The organism is Pseudomonas sp. PWP3-1b2, assembly GCF_049896045.1.
Taxonomy (GTDB): Bacteria; Pseudomonadota; Gammaproteobacteria; order Pseudomonadales; family Pseudomonadaceae; genus Aquipseudomonas; species Aquipseudomonas antarctica_B.
In genome coordinates this window covers 136,369-150,040 of record NZ_JAFCTN010000001.1, presented here as the reverse complement: position 1 = coordinate 150,040, position 13,672 = coordinate 136,369, and the positions used below count along the sequence as shown (strand labels likewise).

Below are 13,672 nucleotides of genomic sequence, written 5' to 3'. Positions count from 1 at the left end.
GACTAGCTGAATTTGCCGCTGATGTAATCCTCGGTCATTTTTTCGCGCGGGCTGCCGAAAATCTCAGCGGTCGGGCCCATCTCAACCAGGTAGCCGGTGCGCGAGCCCTGGGAAATATCCACCGAGAAAAAGGCAGTCGTGTCAGCCACGCGAATGGCCTGCTGCATATTATGGGTCACCAGGGCGATGGTGTAGTCCTTCTTCAGCTCGACCATCAACTCTTCAACCCGGCGAGTGGCGATCGGGTCGAGCGCCGAACAGGGCTCATCCAGCAACAGCACTTCAGGTTCGGTGGCGATGGCACGCGCAATACACAGCCGTTGCTGTTGGCCACCGGAAAGTGACAGGCCACTGACCTTGAGCTTGTCCTTGACTTCATCCCATAGCGCGGCGCCTTGCAGGGCGTGCTTGACGCGGTCGCCCAGGTCGCCTTTGTAGCGATTGAGGCGCAGGCCGAAAGCGACGTTGTCGAAGATGCTCATCGAGAACGGGTTCGGCTGCTGAAACACCATGCCGATATATCGGCGCACGACCACCGGGTCTACGCCCTTGCCATAGACGTCTTGCCCGAGGAAATGCACATGCCCCTCAAAGCGAAAACCCTTCACCAGGTCGTTCATCCGGTTGAGGCTGCGCAACACGGTACTTTTGCCGCAGCCGGAAGGACCGATAAAGCCGGTGATCTTGTTTTTCTCAATCGGCACATGGCTATCACGCACCGCCATGAAGTTGCCGTAGAAAATCTTGTCGAGCTTGCAGTCCATGACCACAGGCTCCTGGGTGACAAACGGAGCAGCTATTTGCGCAGTTGATACGTTCAAAGTTCAGGTGCTCCCGTTCTCAATACTTGGGCTTGCCGAAAATGCGGCTCACAATGTTCACCACCAGCACAATCATCACCAGCACCAGCGAAGCTGCCCAGGCGAGTTCGAGCTGGTTATCGAAGGGCATGCCGGAAAAGTTGTAAATCAGCACGGCAAGCGATGCCGTCGGATTCATTACCGCCAGGCTGCCGTCGTGGTAGATCCAGTAGTTGCTGAACAGCGCGGTAAACAACAACGGCGCTGTTTCGCCCGCAGCGCGTGCCACGGCCAGCATCACGCCCGTGAGGATGGCCGGCATGCCGGTGGGCAGAATGATTTTCCAGACGACCTGCGAGCGCGTGCAGCCCATGCCGTAGGCGGCGTCCTTCATGATCTTGGGCACCATCCGCATCGACTCTTCAGCCGTCAGCACGACGATGGGCAACATCAGCACCGCCAGTGCCACGCCACCTGCCGGTGCCGAGTAGGTACCGGTGGTCATGACAACCAGGGCGTAGGCAAATACGCCGGCCAGAATGGACGGCAGGCCCGTGAGCATCTTGGCGGCAAAACGCGCGGCGTTTGCCAGCTTGCTGTCGGGCCCCAGTTCAGCCAGGAAGATGGCGGCCATGATGCCGACCGGCACCGCGATCGCGGCCGCGATACCGACCATCACGAAGGTGCCTGCCATCGCGTTGCCGAAGCCGCCGCCCGTCTCGAAACCAGTGGGCGGCAGCTCGGTGAATACCTCCAGGCTCAGCCGTGCCCCGCCACGCGTGATCAGCATGTAGAGCACGGAAATCAGCGGCACGCTGGCCAGCAGCGCGCCAAACCAGACCAGTGTGGTCAACACCAGGCTACGCAGGGCGCGGCCTTCGAACTTGCGCTGCAGGCTGGGGACGGCGGCTGCAGGAGAGGTGAGGTTAGTCATCATTTGGTACCCCGCTGGGCGTAGAGCAGGATCATCGAACCGATGATGTTCACCAGCAGCGTGATGAACATCAGCACCAGCGCGGCATACATCAACACCTCGATCTCGTTGGGCCCGGCTTCGGGGAAGTTCAGCGCCAACAAGGCCGCCAACGTATTGGCCGGCGCAAACAGAGAAAGCGAAATGTTGTTTGCGTTACCCACCAGCATGGCCAGCGCCATGGTTTCACCCAGCGCGCGGCCAAGGCCAAGGACCAGGGAGCCGAAAATGCCCGTGGCAGCAGACGGCACCATCACCTTGAGAATCGCTTCCCAGTGGGTGGTGCCCATGCCGTAGGCGGCCTGCTTGGTTTTCATCGGTACGCCGGTGAGGGCGTCCTGGGATACGGCGGCGATGGTCGGCAGAATCATGATGGCCAGTACCAGTGCCGCAGGGAGCAGCCCCGGCCCGCTCAACGACGTGCCGAAAAAAGGTATCCAGCCCAGTTCACTGTTCAACCACGCAGTGAGCGGTCGAATCGCCGGGATCACCACGTAGATGCCCCACAGGCCATACACCACGCTGGGGATGGCCGCGAGTAATTCGACGATGGTACGAAACACAGCTGCCAGCTTCGCCGGCAGGAAATCCTGGGTCAGGAAAATCGCCATGCTGACGCCGAAAAAGCCTGCGATCAGCAATGCGATCAGGGCGCTGTACAGCGTGCCCCAAATAGCCGGCAAAATGCCGTACTTGCCTTGATTAACATCCCAGACACTGCCGAAAATCACGTCAAAACCGTGCTTTTCCATGCCTGGAAGGGCTTTGCGTCCTACCTCGAAGACCAAGGCGAAGACCAACGCCAGAATTAGAACCACCCCTATTCGCGCAAGCGCACGGAAGGTGCGATCAACCAGGAAATCCTTTGTAGAGGGCGGCTGGCAGGCGGAATCCGGGTTAACCGGTACGACAAAAGGTGAGTTCATTGGCTAGTTCCGGAACAGGGGGGAAACTCCCCCGGCGTGGCTGAGCGCGTACACCGAGAGAGGCCTCACGAGCGTTACTTGATGTTGGCGGACGCTTTGCGAACCTGATCGACAACCGATTGCGGCAGAGGGATGTAACCCATCGAGTCAGCGATTTTCTGCCCCTCGGTCAGGCTGTATTCAACCATTTCGCGCATGGCTTTGGCCTTGGCCGGGTTGCCGTTGTCCTTGCGGAAGATCATCCAGGTGTAGGAAGTGATCGGGTAGGACTTGGCACCGTCCGGATCCGGCAGCCAGGCCACCAGGCTTTCCGGCATTTTCACTGCTGCCAGAGCCTCGGCACCACTTTCGGCGTTAGGTACAACGTACTTGCCGGCCTTGTTCTGCAACTGGGCGAAGTCAACCTTAGCCAGCTTGGCGAAGCCGTATTCGATGTAGCCGATAGCGCCCGGAGTCTGGCGCACGGTGGCGGTCACACCATCGTTTTTCGGCGATTTGATGAATTTGTCGCTGGCAGGCCAGTTGACGGTGTTGCCTTCACCCAGGTCCTTCTGGAAGGCCGGGTTGATGGCCGACAAGTGCTTGGTGAATACCGCGGTGGTACCGCTGGAGTCTGCACGCACCACAACGGTGATCGGCATGTCAGGCAGTTTCAGGCTCGGGTTGGCTGCGACGATCTGCGGATCGTTCCACTTGGTGATCTTGCCCAAGAAGATGTTGGAGTAAACGTCGCGAGGTAACTTAAGCTCTTTAGGATTGCCCGGAAGGTTAAACGCCAGCACGATTTCACCCGCCGTCATCGGCAGCAACTGCACGCCCTCGGCAACCTTGGCGATGTCTTCATCTTTCATGGCCGAGTCACTGGCGGCGAAATCGACAGTTTTATTCAGGAAGTCCTGCACGCCTGCGCCACTGCCCTTGGATTGATAATCCACAGTGACACCCGCAGTTTTCTTGCTGAAATCCTTGAACCAGGTGAGGTAGATCGGTGCCGGAAAACTGGCACCGGAACCTGTCAGACGTACGCTTTCCTCAGCAAACGCCATGGAACTGGCACAAAGAGAAGCCGCAACGGCGAGTGCAGCAGACTTTATCAAGCTTTTCATTCAGGAAACTCCTTGTGATAACGGGCTCCCGCACTCTGCAATAGGATTGTTACGTTTTTATGAAAATTGAGGGGCGAAGCGCTTTTGTCCCCTTTTACCGCCCCCGCAGCAGCGCGTGCGCGTGTAATTACTTCGTAACAAGTTGCAACTAACACTCTGCCACTCCCCTCCCCGACGCGAGTTCCTCCCATGTACTCAATCGAAGACGCCTTGATACAGCGCATCCACCGTGAGCTGCTTGATCACAGTGACGAAGAATTGGAACTGGAGTTAAGCGAAGACGGGCATGACCTCAATACCCTGTTTGATGAGCACGTTGAGGAAAGCGACGAGAAGGCTGCTCGAAGGATTTACTTCAGCGAACTGTTCCACCTGCAAGGCGAACTGGTGAAGCTGCAAAGCTGGGTGGGCAAGACGGGCCACAAAGTCGTGATTCTGTTTGAAGGGAGGGATGCCGCCGGCAAAGGCGGTGTCATCAAGCGCATTACCCAACGCCTCAACCCTCGAGTCTGTCGCGTCGCCGCGCTGCCTGCACCCAACGACCGCGAACAGACGCAATGGTACTTTCAGCGCTACGTTTCCCATCTGCCGGCGGCCGGTGAAATCGTGCTGTTCGACCGCAGCTGGTACAACCGTGCAGGTGTTGAACACGTCATGGGGTTTTGCAACGAAGGGCAGTACGAGGAGTTCTTCCGCTCCGTACCCGAGTTCGAGCGCATGCTCGCCCGATCCGGCATCCAGCTGATCAAATATTGGTTTTCCATTTCCGACCAGGAACAGCATCTGCGCTTTCTTAGTCGCATTCACGATCCGCTCAAACAGTGGAAACTCAGCCCCATGGACCTGGAGTCGCGTCGTCGCTGGGAAGCTTATACAAAGGCCAAGGAAATCATGCTCGAGCGCACCCACATCGCCGAAGCGCCGTGGTGGGTGGTACAAGCCGATGACAAGAAGAAAGCCCGGCTCAACTGCATCAATCACCTGCTCGGGCAGATGCCCTATGAAGAAGTGGAGCTACCGGTCATCGAACTGCCGCAACGCGACAGGCAGGAGGACTATTCCCGCAATCCAACACCTCCGGAACTTATCGTGCCTCAGGTTTATTGATACGGGCCGAACTGAGCGCGCAAAAAAAAAGCGCCCCTCCATGAGTGGCGCTTTTTCTATATTCACACGGGCTTACGGCCAGGTCAGAAATCGCAAAGTCACTGGCAACGAGCCGGGCACACGAGATGTCATGAATGCAGGGCCTTAACTATCGCGGCAAGCAGCAAGCAGACGCTAGCCACGAGGGTAAGGCGTAATCGCATCGGCATATACCACGCGGGCAAGCTCATAACCCGAGATAGCTGCCTGTCCTGCCGCAGATGGGCAACGAAGCCGAAGACCAACAGCACGCAACCCAAAGGCATTGGCAGTAATGTGGCAATCCAGCCAATAAGCGCGGGAATGACACTCCAGATGAACACGTCGCTGCCCTGCCTGGCGCTCATGCCTTGCACGGTCATGGCGAAGCCCCAGTGCAAGGCGCCGACGAAGCTCAGGATGACTGCGCCGTAGTTAACAAGCGCGACCTCAAACAACTGCCGATAGTCGAGAGAGAATGGGATCAGCAGCGCCAGAAAAATAAACGGCAACAAACCGCCATAACCCAGCAGCCCGACATGCTTTGGCAGAGAGGTTGAAGGGAACGCGTTCATTTGTATTCCTTGCAGTGAGCGACGCTCAAGACTGTAGGCGCAAAAGCCACGCTTGGGCGAGAGATTGATGGCGAGGTGGTGCATGCGGTTCACGAAGCTTGGCGCGGGAGTCCATCGCGCAGCTACTGCATAGCGCCCATTGTCAGTCCGTTTCTTTCAGCATATGGTGTACAAACCTTATACAAGAGCATGGTAGATGTACAACAAAACGAACTGGCCGCTGACGCTCTACTTCGACGGTGAATGCCCTCTGTGTGCGCGCGAAATCAAGCTCCTGCGCGGACATGCCGTCAAGGATCGACTGCTTTTTGTGGACATCAGCAGCCGTGCATTCGACGCCAAGGCGCTCGGGTTCACGTTGGAGCACATGCAATCCTCACTGCACGCCCGCTTTCCTGATGGACGCTGGGTAACCGGTCTGGATGCCACCCTGTGGAGCTGGCGAGCCGCCGGTCTGGGTGTTTGGGCAACGCCACTGACGTGGAGTGTATTGCGCCCGCTGCTTGAAGTCGGTTATCGCCTTTTTTGCCGCTTACGTCCCCATTTGGCGTGGTTACCTCACCCCGATAATGGCCGCCGCTGTGTCGATAACCGTTGCGCGGTGCCGGCGTCAAAACCCGGGTCAGACGAGCAATCCTCGTCGGAAAAAAAGCAGAAATAGAAAGGTTCGCTTTCAGGGATCGCCGCCCCATAACGCGCAGCATGGCTGCGAGGAATCAAGATGAACTCATCATTAGCCGCGTATTACCGTGACATTCTCGTGGGCGTAGGCGAGAACCCAGAGCGTGAAGGGCTGCTGGACACACCCAAGCGCGCAGCCAAAGCGATGCAGTACCTGTGCAATGGCTACACGGTGAGTCTGGACGAAGTGGTCAATGGCGCTTTGTTCGAATCGCAAAACGATGAAATGGTCATCGTGCGCGACATCGAGCTGTACTCATTGTGTGAGCATCACATGCTGCCCTTCATCGGTAAGGCGCATGTCGCGTACATTCCCACAGGAAGGGTACTTGGCCTGTCGAAGGTCGCCAGAGTGGTGGACATGTTCGCCCGCCGCCTACAGATACAGGAGAACCTTACAAAACAGATTGCCGACGCCATTCAGCACGTCACCCGTGCCGCAGGGGTGGCGGTGGTGGTTGAGGCGAAGCACATGTGCATGATGATGCGCGGCGTGGAGAAACAAAATTCAGTGATGACCTCTTCGGTGATGCTGGGAGCTTTTCGCGAGTCGTCCGCTTCTCGTCAAGAGTTTCTGCAACTGATAGGGCGAATAGGTTAATACCGAAAAATCGCATCACACTGTGGGTGAGGCTAAATGAATAGTGCCTTCAAGATGAACTCCTTTGGCGACGGCTATCGTGCCTTGGTGATTGGCGCCAGTGGCGCACTGGGTTCGGCTTTTTGTGAGTTGCTCAGTCAGGATCCACGGTGTGCGTCTGTTCGCCAGCTGGGGCGCAGCAGTTCTCCAAACCTCAATCTAGAGGACGCCGACAGTATCGCCAGGGCGGCCTCCGAATTAGCTCAAGAAGCCCCCTACCAGTTGATTTTGCATGCTGCCGGCCTGCTCCATCGCGACGAAATCAAACCCGAAAAAAGTTACTCCGCTATTGAAGCGGGTACGCTCCAGGCGCTATTTCAAGTCAATACAATCGGGCCTGCGCTGGTTCTGCGTCATTTTTTGCCATTGCTTGATCCTCGTGGCGCGATGGCGATGCTCTCTGCCAAGGTGGGTAGCATCGGCGATAACCGCCTGGGCGGCTGGTACTCCTATCGCGCCTCCAAGGCAGCACTGAACATGATGATTAAAACGGCTGCCATCGAACTGGCACGAACGCGGCCTCAGATCCGAGTGTTGAGCCTTCATCCCGGCACCGTTATTTCGGGCCTGTCACAACCCTTTCGTGGCGCCTCTGAAGCCAGGCCGGCAAGCATTGCGGCACATGAGCTGTTATGCCTGATTGACCGCTTGACCCCTGCTGACAGCGGCAATTTTTTCTCCTATAACGGAGAACGCCTTCCTTGGTAGACAGGGAGATTTGTATAGAACGTTAACCGCTGAATTCCAACACCCTCGCCCGACGCCACTAAAGCATGTGTCACAGCATCCGCCGCATTCATGAAGCTGGCTCATGACGCCATGCAGGTTATGCCTCTTAATCAATGGATCTCGGTTCCCTACCATGGACTGACCAGGTGTGCGGGTAACCGATTTGGCCCGTGAACACCTCCAGATCCCAATTGGAGCGCTCGATGAAAATGCTCACCGCTATGACTTTCGCCCCCCTCCTCCTCGCCGCTGCCGTGGATGCAGACCAAGGTCTGCCGCGCCCCGACCCGAAGCCATCTTCCGACACGCTTGAAGTCACCCCGCAGCTCTACAAATACACCACCGAACTGCTGTTCGGCGAAGTCTGGAAGCGCGCAGAGCTGATACCGCGAGACCGCAGCCTGATCACCTTGTCAGCCCTGATCGCCAGCGGCCAGATCCCGCAACTCACAGAGCACATCAAGCTGGGGCTCGACAATGGTCTGGCGCCCAGTGAGATCAGCGCCTTGATCACTCATCTGGCGTTCTACTCAGGCTGGCCTAACGCGATGTCGGCGGTCGGGGTCGCAAAGCAGATATTCAGTGAACGCAATATTCCTGCTGATCAGATTTCACCACCCGCTGGCACGCCCCTTACACTTGACCCGGAGAGTGAGGTAAAACGACGAGCCGCAGTCGAGGCGGGGGTTGGTGGGGTCGCTCCGGAGCTGGCCCGTTACACCAATGATGTGGTGTTCGGCGACCTCTGGCGACAAAGCAATCTGAGTGCCCGTGACCGCAGCCTGGTTACCGTGGCGGCGCTTATTGCCCAAGGCCAGGTTGCGCAGTTGCCGTTCCACCTCAACCGAGCCATGGACAACGGCCTGAGCCAAGCCCAGGCCGCCGAAGTGGTTACCCATTTGGCGTTCTATGTTGTCTGGCCGAAGGCGATGTCCGCCGTGCCAGTGCTCAAGGACAGTTTCGCTTCGCGCCTGTGAGCTTATTGCGATAAGCCGACTAACGTATTGGAGCTGTTCGGCCATTAGCCGTGCTATCGAAAATGTTACCTCAGCTCATGGGCAATCGAACCCTACAGCCTTCAGGGCCGCTTCTGCAATGTGCTGATCTTGGACGTAGGTCCCTCCGGAAATGCCAATCCCACCCGTCAACTTGCCATCGACTACAAGCGGGTGCCCTCCCCCAACTGCAAGCAGCCGCGGTAGCATGGTTGCCGCAAAGCGCTGTGAGTGAGGAACTGCAGCGCGGTCAATTGGTAAGAGCAGGTGGTGACGAGTGGAGCACGCGACTGGAGATACGCTCCTACTGCTCCTTAACCAATGAAAATCCCACCATGCGTAGTTTATGGAAAAACCTGGAAGGTGCCTCCAAAGATCTACAAGGCAGAAATGGGCCCAAAATTCATTCTCTTTAAGTGGTGGAATCACCCCGTCGGCGCGTGGGAACTTGCGCGCCGACTCATTGCGCAGTATTGCACCGTCAACTGACACCGTTCCCTCGCACGCACACTGGCCGTTCTACATTTGAAACTGCTTGACCAGCCGATTCAACTCGACCGCAAGTTTAGTCAGTTCAGAGGTGGCAATGGCTGTCTGACTGGATCCCTCTGACGCTTGATTTGACAAGTCTCGAATGCTGACAAGGCTGCGATCCACTTCCCTGGCCACTTGGGCCTGCTCTTCCGACGCGGTAGCGATCAACACGTTTCGCTCGGTGATGTTATCAATGGATTCAGTGATTTCCACCAATGCACTGCCTGCCCCTTGCGCAGTTTCAAGTGTTCTTTGAGCTTGGGCGTTGGTGTGAGTCATTGCCGATACAGCCGCCCCTGTTCCTTTCTGAATCGAGCTGATCATCTGCTCAATTTCACTGGTGGATTGCTGCGTACGATGAGCTAACGCCCTCACCTCATCCGCCACTACTGCGAAGCCTCGACCGGCCTCACCGGCACGTGCCGCTTCAATGGCAGCGTTCAAGGCAAGAAGGTTGGTCTGCTCCGCGATCGCGCGTATCACATCCAGAACCTTGCTGATGTCGGTTGCCATAACGGCGAGCCCTTGTACCTCTAAAGACGTGTCTTCGACATTTGCGACCATCAAGCTGATGGCCTTAACGGTTTCATCTACGCGTGCACGACCCGCCAAGGCGGCGGAATTGGATCGATTGGCTGCTTCAGAGGCTGCTGAGGAATTTCTAGCCACTTCTTCCACAGCTGCGCTCATCTCGGTGACGGCAGTAGCGGCCATCTCCACTTCGTTGTTCTGACGCAGCATGCCTTTATTGGCATCCTCAGTGACGGCATGCATTTCTTCAGAAGTCGATGCGAGTTGATTGGACGAATCAGTTATCAAGGAAAGCGTACCTCGCAGACCTTGTTGCATCGCCTTCAGCGCCTGCATGAGCCTGGCAACTTCATCATGCCCCTGCACGTCGATGACTACACTGAGATCGTTCTTGGCAATACGCTCAGCGATGGCCAGTGACTGACTAACGGGGCTCGTGATACTACGGGTATACATGAGAGCCAGAGCAATGGCTGCCAGGGTACTGACCAAAATAAAGCCACCCACAATCAGTTGTGCCTGGGCGTGAATACGAGAGGCTTCCTCACCGGCCTTTTTAGCTTTGTCATTGTTCAGCACGATGAGTTTTTTAATATCACGCTCTACGGCATCTGCCGTTTGCTTCATTGCTTCGTTGGACAACTTGACAGCGTCATCCAGGCTGCCGGAAGCAATCAGTGACAGGTACTGATCCTGTACTTGCTGATAAGCGGCATAGCTTTGGGACAGCTCACCAAACATCTGTTTTCCCATAACAGTCACTATGTGCGTCTGAAGGTTCGACAGAAGTTCCTGGACGTTTGCACGAGCTTTCCTGACGTCCTCAAGCGCTTGAGTCTTACGCTCTGCTGGCTCTACAGGATTACGCAACCGCGCGTTGCCGCCTCTAATACTTATAAACTCCCTGTCGATCGTGCCCAGCAAAGATATGCTGGGCAGTACGTTGGTTTCCAAAAACTTTTCAGATTCGTTCAAACTTCCCACCTGCTTGAGGGCGATGAGCCCCAACGCAATAATCATCAGGCAGAAGAATCCGAAGCATAGCGCCGAGCGTGGAGCGAGGTTCAGCTTGCGCAATATCATAATAATATCTCTCTCGGTTTTTACCTGTCTCGACGCTTGCGAGCAGGTCTGAACCTGCCGTTCGTCACCTCAGGGACTACAGCCAATAAACACGAGATTTCACAGGCTAAAAATATGTAGCCGAATGTGACCGCTGTTGATTCGAGGAGCGCTACCGCACGTGCAAACTCGAGAACCGGGATTGCCAGTTGGGCCAGCCATTCTTGTCACCTCGACCCTCGGCTCCGTCAGCGCACGTGGCCTCAAACAACCCCATAAATCGCGGAAACCACCTGCATCGTCGCCTCTTCAAGCGTCCCTTCGTTACGGCATAAAACCCAACCGTGTTGCGCAGCCGCGCGCTCGAACGCCTGGGTACACGCGACATGCTCTTCCAGCCGATGGATCACCGTACTGCCCAGCCCACGCTGGCGTTGCGCTGCCCTCGCCCATGAAATTTCAGGGTCGGTCACAACCCCCACATGCAGGTCCGGCACTTGCACGTTTCGATCTCTGTTTAACTGCAAAATCTCTGCAAACGGCACCGTGCGGCGAAAGGCTGCGTCTGAGGGGTACCAGCGGTCGATCAAGATGATGCTGTCGGCGGGTTGTTTGGTGAGTACGTGCCGGGAAATCCAGTGACGACTGTCGGCCAGACGTTCGCATACCTGCCACTCCAAATCCCGGGAGGGATTTTTGACGAGTGTGTTCACCAGGGCCATGGTTTCACTTCGGTAGGGGTCGCTTTTTTTCTCGCACAGGCGGATGACCTTTTTGTTGTCCGCCCTCAGTGCTGTGGTAACCGCCTCCAATAGCGTGGTTTTACCCGTGCCCTTTGGCCCATCCAGAGAAATAAATAGCGGACGATTCATGCTTCACGTAATGATTGAGAGTGGAGAGCCCTGGTGAACAGGCAGTGACGAACACTTTAACTGAATCAGTGGCTGATTCGACAAACCCGCGTCTGTCGCCCACTCTCTCCCATGCAACCGAGCCTTCCACCCTGCTCCCTGTCGAGGTCTCAACTGGATTACTTCGCCGCCCTCACCGCGTTCGTCGAAGCCGCCGAAGGCAATAACTTCTCCCGCGCGGCCGATCGCCTTGGCATCAAGGCCTCCACCGTTTCGCGCTACGTGAAAGACCTCGAACAGGATCTGGGCATTGCGCTGTTCAATCGTTCGACGCGCACGCTTCACCTGACCGAGGGTGGCCAGACGTTTCTGGTGCACGCCCGCCGCGTGCTGGATGAGCTTGAGCACGCCAAGGCCGCCACGTCGGCGTTGAACCAGCACCCTCGTGGCGTGCTGAAACTCAACTTGCCGCCGGCATTTGCCCGTCACCATATTCTTCCGGCCTTGAACGACTTTCTGGTGCGCTACCCGCAGATCAGCGTCGAACTGGTTCTGGATAACACCCAGGTCAACCTGATTCATGCCGGCGTCGATCTGGCGATCCGCATTGGCGCGCTGGCCGATTCCACGTTGAAAGCGCGCAAGCTCAGCGACGGCGAGTACCGCGTGGTGGTCAGTCCGGCCTTTTGCAACCTGCACCCGCCGCCGGTAACGCCAGCCGACCTTGCTGGTGTACCCGCCGTACTGGGTACCGGTGCTGCGGGCGATATCACTTTCGTCTGCGGGCCTCAGGTGTCACCGCTCGTGCATGCCGGCTGTATCCGCATAAATGACTTGGACGCGCAGCTGATTGCAGCGCGCCAAGGCTTGGGTTTTGCCCTGTTGCCGGACTGGCTGGTTGCGCGAAGTATCCAGGCCGGCGACCTGGTGGTCTGGCTGCCGGCATGGAGCATCCGCAGCGTTGAGCGGGAGTTTGCCGTGTGGTTTGTCTACCCGCCCAAGCGCATCGTGTCTTCCAAAGTCAGGTGTTTTATCGACTTTATCGTCGAGCGATTGGGCGAAACGCCGGATTGGAAATGACTCAGCTGAAGCGAATATCCAGTGCTCGCAGGTAAGTTTGCAGCCCCGCATCCTGAATAGGGATCAGGAACGCCTCGGTGTCGGATTCATTAAAGTGTGCATGCCAATAACCCGGTGGCGTCACAAACGCCAGGCCGGGCGACCAGTCGACGCGCACCGGGTTACGGATTTGCCCATCTGCCGCAAGCTCGGTGCCCACCAATGAGTAACACCCCACCGGGCAATCAATGATGAAATCCAGCGCAATCGATTGATGCCGATGGGGCTTTTGCACAGAGCCCGGCGGCAAAATCCCATACATCGCCCACAGCACATGAGTCACCGTGCGCGTCTGTGGAAAGTGGCGATTGCCCAGCAGGATACTGATGCGACTGCGGTCCTGTGCACGAGGATCATCAGCCGCCTCACGCAGCTTCGCGTTCGCCAGCTCGGCGGGATACAGCGTCGGGGCGAAGCGATCTGTGCTGGCGGTGACTCCCAGATAGCGCAGCAGCGGCTCGTCATGCACATAGTAAAGGCGCGCATCCTGGGCGGCGCTGAACTGCGCCGCCTGTAAACCCGGCAACGCAATAAAGCAGCCCCTGGACCATTCAATCTCATGCTCGCCCTGAGTGACACGGCCCTCCCCGGCGATCACATAAAACACTTGCGAGGTCGCGTCGGGTTGCAGGGTGAGCGTGTCGCCGCCGTTAAGACGCATGAAGTTCGCGCAAAGCCCGGGTCCCGTTGCCGGCCCCTCACAGCCCAGGGCTTCACTGAGGTCCAGCGGTACGACGCGAGAGGGGCCGCTGTCATACAGCGAGGCGGGAAAGCTGTGGTAAGGAATTCGCGGGATCAGGTTGGCACTGATGGGGTTGGCCGCTTTGCTGTACTCGAAATACTCGGCGTCTATCTGGTGACTATCGGTCAATGCGGGCTGGAATTCACGGTTCATCAGGTTCACCTCAGTCTTGTGCTGTGTCCCGCAGCGGCCTGGAACCGACTGCGGTGGTGAACTCACTATAGGCAGTGCCCCTGACTGGATTAAGCCCCCGGCCTGCACAGCAGTTATGCCAAACGGGGAA

General features: G+C 57.2%; 15 protein-coding genes and 2 pseudogenes. 7 read left to right on the top strand and 10 right to left on the bottom strand.

Annotated elements, in window-relative coordinates; genetic code table 11:
- Positions 1-2 precede the first annotated feature (2 nt).
- The 4 genes from pstB to pstS all read right to left on the bottom strand — a co-directional run bounded on the left by pstB (position 3) and on the right by pstS (position 3,805).
- Positions 3-764, bottom strand: coding sequence for a phosphate ABC transporter ATP-binding protein PstB (pstB, locus tag ACP7A2_RS00645; protein WP_218192528.1), 762 nt, complete (start codon positions 762-764; stop codon positions 3-5).
- A 76-nt stretch (positions 765-840) separates the two neighbouring features.
- Positions 841-1,734, bottom strand: a complete 894-nt coding sequence (gene pstA, locus ACP7A2_RS00640) for a phosphate ABC transporter permease PstA (RefSeq protein WP_426132651.1) — start codon at positions 1,732-1,734, stop codon at positions 841-843.
- A complete protein-coding gene (gene pstC, locus ACP7A2_RS00635; protein WP_426132650.1) occupies positions 1,734-2,699 on the bottom strand; it encodes a phosphate ABC transporter permease subunit PstC in 966 nt (321 codons plus the stop codon). The genes pstA and pstC overlap by 1 nt, the downstream gene beginning before the upstream one ends.
- Before the next feature lie 74 nt (positions 2,700-2,773).
- The gene (pstS, locus tag ACP7A2_RS00630; RefSeq protein WP_426132649.1) at positions 2,774-3,805 is read right to left on the bottom strand and encodes a phosphate ABC transporter substrate-binding protein PstS; all 1,032 of its coding nucleotides are present in this window, start codon (positions 3,803-3,805) and stop codon (positions 2,774-2,776) included.
- A 189-nt stretch (positions 3,806-3,994) separates the two neighbouring features.
- On the opposite strand from pstS, the gene ppk2 reads away from it, so the two are divergent.
- The gene (gene ppk2, locus ACP7A2_RS00625; protein ID WP_426132648.1) at positions 3,995-4,912 is read left to right on the top strand and encodes a polyphosphate kinase 2; all 918 of its coding nucleotides are present in this window, start codon (positions 3,995-3,997) and stop codon (positions 4,910-4,912) included.
- A 128-nt stretch (positions 4,913-5,040) separates the two neighbouring features.
- Here the strand turns inward: ppk2 and ACP7A2_RS00620 are convergent, their stop codons facing one another.
- The gene (locus tag ACP7A2_RS00620) at positions 5,041-5,505 is read right to left on the bottom strand and encodes a DUF3429 domain-containing protein (RefSeq protein ID WP_426132647.1); all 465 of its coding nucleotides are present in this window, start codon (positions 5,503-5,505) and stop codon (positions 5,041-5,043) included.
- A gap of 196 nt (positions 5,506-5,701) precedes the next feature.
- On the opposite strand from ACP7A2_RS00620, the gene ACP7A2_RS00615 reads away from it, so the two are divergent.
- From ACP7A2_RS00615 to ACP7A2_RS00600, 4 genes are all read left to right on the top strand, one after another.
- Positions 5,702-6,166 carry a thiol-disulfide oxidoreductase DCC family protein gene (locus ACP7A2_RS00615; RefSeq protein ID WP_426132646.1) on the top strand — a complete coding sequence of 155 codons (465 nt, stop codon included), beginning with the start codon at positions 5,702-5,704 and terminating at the stop codon, positions 6,164-6,166.
- A gap of 60 nt (positions 6,167-6,226) precedes the next feature.
- Positions 6,227-6,787: a GTP cyclohydrolase I FolE gene (folE, locus tag ACP7A2_RS00610; RefSeq protein WP_426132645.1), complete on the top strand. Its 561-nt coding sequence runs from the start codon at positions 6,227-6,229 to the stop codon at positions 6,785-6,787.
- A gap of 36 nt (positions 6,788-6,823) precedes the next feature.
- Positions 6,824-7,534, top strand: a complete 711-nt coding sequence (locus ACP7A2_RS00605; RefSeq protein ID WP_426132644.1) for an SDR family NAD(P)-dependent oxidoreductase — start codon at positions 6,824-6,826, stop codon at positions 7,532-7,534.
- A 224-nt stretch (positions 7,535-7,758) separates the two neighbouring features.
- Positions 7,759-8,532: a carboxymuconolactone decarboxylase family protein gene (locus tag ACP7A2_RS00600; protein WP_426132643.1), complete on the top strand. Its 774-nt coding sequence runs from the start codon at positions 7,759-7,761 to the stop codon at positions 8,530-8,532.
- Between the two features lie 75 nt (positions 8,533-8,607).
- On the opposite strand, the gene ACP7A2_RS00595 is transcribed toward ACP7A2_RS00600, so the two are convergent.
- Positions 8,608-8,760, bottom strand: a complete 153-nt coding sequence (locus ACP7A2_RS00595) for a heme-binding protein (protein WP_426132751.1) — start codon at positions 8,758-8,760, stop codon at positions 8,608-8,610.
- Between ACP7A2_RS00595 and ACP7A2_RS00590 the strand changes: the two are divergent.
- Positions 8,751-8,966, top strand: a pseudogene (locus ACP7A2_RS00590) (LysR family transcriptional regulator); the annotation flags it as partial. The gene ACP7A2_RS00595 and the pseudogene ACP7A2_RS00590 overlap by 10 nt on opposite strands.
- A 103-nt stretch (positions 8,967-9,069) precedes the next feature.
- Here ACP7A2_RS00590 and ACP7A2_RS00585 read toward each other — a convergent pair.
- The 3 genes and pseudogenes from ACP7A2_RS00585 to ACP7A2_RS00575 form a co-directional block, all read right to left on the bottom strand.
- Complete coding sequence (locus tag ACP7A2_RS00585; protein ID WP_426132750.1) at positions 9,070-9,798, bottom strand: methyl-accepting chemotaxis protein; 729 nt, start codon at positions 9,796-9,798, stop codon at positions 9,070-9,072.
- 129 nt (positions 9,799-9,927) lie between these two features.
- Positions 9,928-10,698: pseudogene (locus ACP7A2_RS00580) on the bottom strand (MCP four helix bundle domain-containing protein); the annotation flags it as partial.
- Positions 10,699-10,940: 242 nt separating this feature from the next.
- A complete protein-coding gene (locus ACP7A2_RS00575) occupies positions 10,941-11,549 on the bottom strand; it encodes a dTMP kinase (RefSeq protein ID WP_426132642.1) in 609 nt (202 codons plus the stop codon).
- 153 nt (positions 11,550-11,702) lie between these two features.
- Between ACP7A2_RS00575 and ACP7A2_RS00570 the strand changes: the two genes are divergently transcribed.
- Positions 11,703-12,608 (top strand): LysR family transcriptional regulator, encoded by a 906-nt coding sequence (locus tag ACP7A2_RS00570; protein ID WP_426132749.1) that lies wholly within the window; start codon positions 11,703-11,705, stop codon positions 12,606-12,608.
- Between the two features lies 1 nt (position 12,609).
- On the opposite strand, the gene ACP7A2_RS00565 is transcribed toward ACP7A2_RS00570, so the two are convergent.
- Positions 12,610-13,542, bottom strand: a complete 933-nt coding sequence (locus tag ACP7A2_RS00565; RefSeq protein WP_426132641.1) for a cupin — start codon at positions 13,540-13,542, stop codon at positions 12,610-12,612.
- Positions 13,543-13,672: the final 130 nt, after the last annotated feature.

Bases quoted from the DNA above. Each gene is read 5' to 3' on its own strand.
- pstB (WP_218192528.1), bottom strand. From the start codon at position 764: ATGGACTGCAAGCTCGACAAGATTTTCTACGGCAACTTCATGGCGGTG.
- pstA (WP_426132651.1), bottom strand. From the start codon at position 1,734: ATGACTAACCTCACCTCTCCTGCAGCCGCCGTCCCCAGCCTGCAGCGC.
- pstC (WP_426132650.1), bottom strand. From the start codon at position 2,699: ATGAACTCACCTTTTGTCGTACCGGTTAACCCGGATTCCGCCTGCCAG.
- pstS (WP_426132649.1), bottom strand. From the start codon at position 3,805: ATGAAAAGCTTGATAAAGTCTGCTGCACTCGCCGTTGCGGCTTCTCTT.
- ppk2 (WP_426132648.1), top strand. From the start codon at position 3,995: ATGTACTCAATCGAAGACGCCTTGATACAGCGCATCCACCGTGAGCTG.
- ACP7A2_RS00620 (WP_426132647.1), bottom strand. From the start codon at position 5,505: ATGAACGCGTTCCCTTCAACCTCTCTGCCAAAGCATGTCGGGCTGCTG.
- ACP7A2_RS00615 (WP_426132646.1), top strand. From the start codon at position 5,702: ATGTACAACAAAACGAACTGGCCGCTGACGCTCTACTTCGACGGTGAA.
- folE (WP_426132645.1), top strand. From the start codon at position 6,227: ATGAACTCATCATTAGCCGCGTATTACCGTGACATTCTCGTGGGCGTA.
- ACP7A2_RS00605 (WP_426132644.1), top strand. From the start codon at position 6,824: ATGAATAGTGCCTTCAAGATGAACTCCTTTGGCGACGGCTATCGTGCC.
- ACP7A2_RS00600 (WP_426132643.1), top strand. From the start codon at position 7,759: ATGAAAATGCTCACCGCTATGACTTTCGCCCCCCTCCTCCTCGCCGCT.
- ACP7A2_RS00595 (WP_426132751.1), bottom strand. From the start codon at position 8,760: ATGCTACCGCGGCTGCTTGCAGTTGGGGGAGGGCACCCGCTTGTAGTC.
- ACP7A2_RS00585 (WP_426132750.1), bottom strand. From the start codon at position 9,798: ATGGCCGCTACTGCCGTCACCGAGATGAGCGCAGCTGTGGAAGAAGTG.
- ACP7A2_RS00575 (WP_426132642.1), bottom strand. From the start codon at position 11,549: ATGAATCGTCCGCTATTTATTTCTCTGGATGGGCCAAAGGGCACGGGT.
- ACP7A2_RS00565 (WP_426132641.1), bottom strand. From the start codon at position 13,542: ATGAACCGTGAATTCCAGCCCGCATTGACCGATAGTCACCAGATAGAC.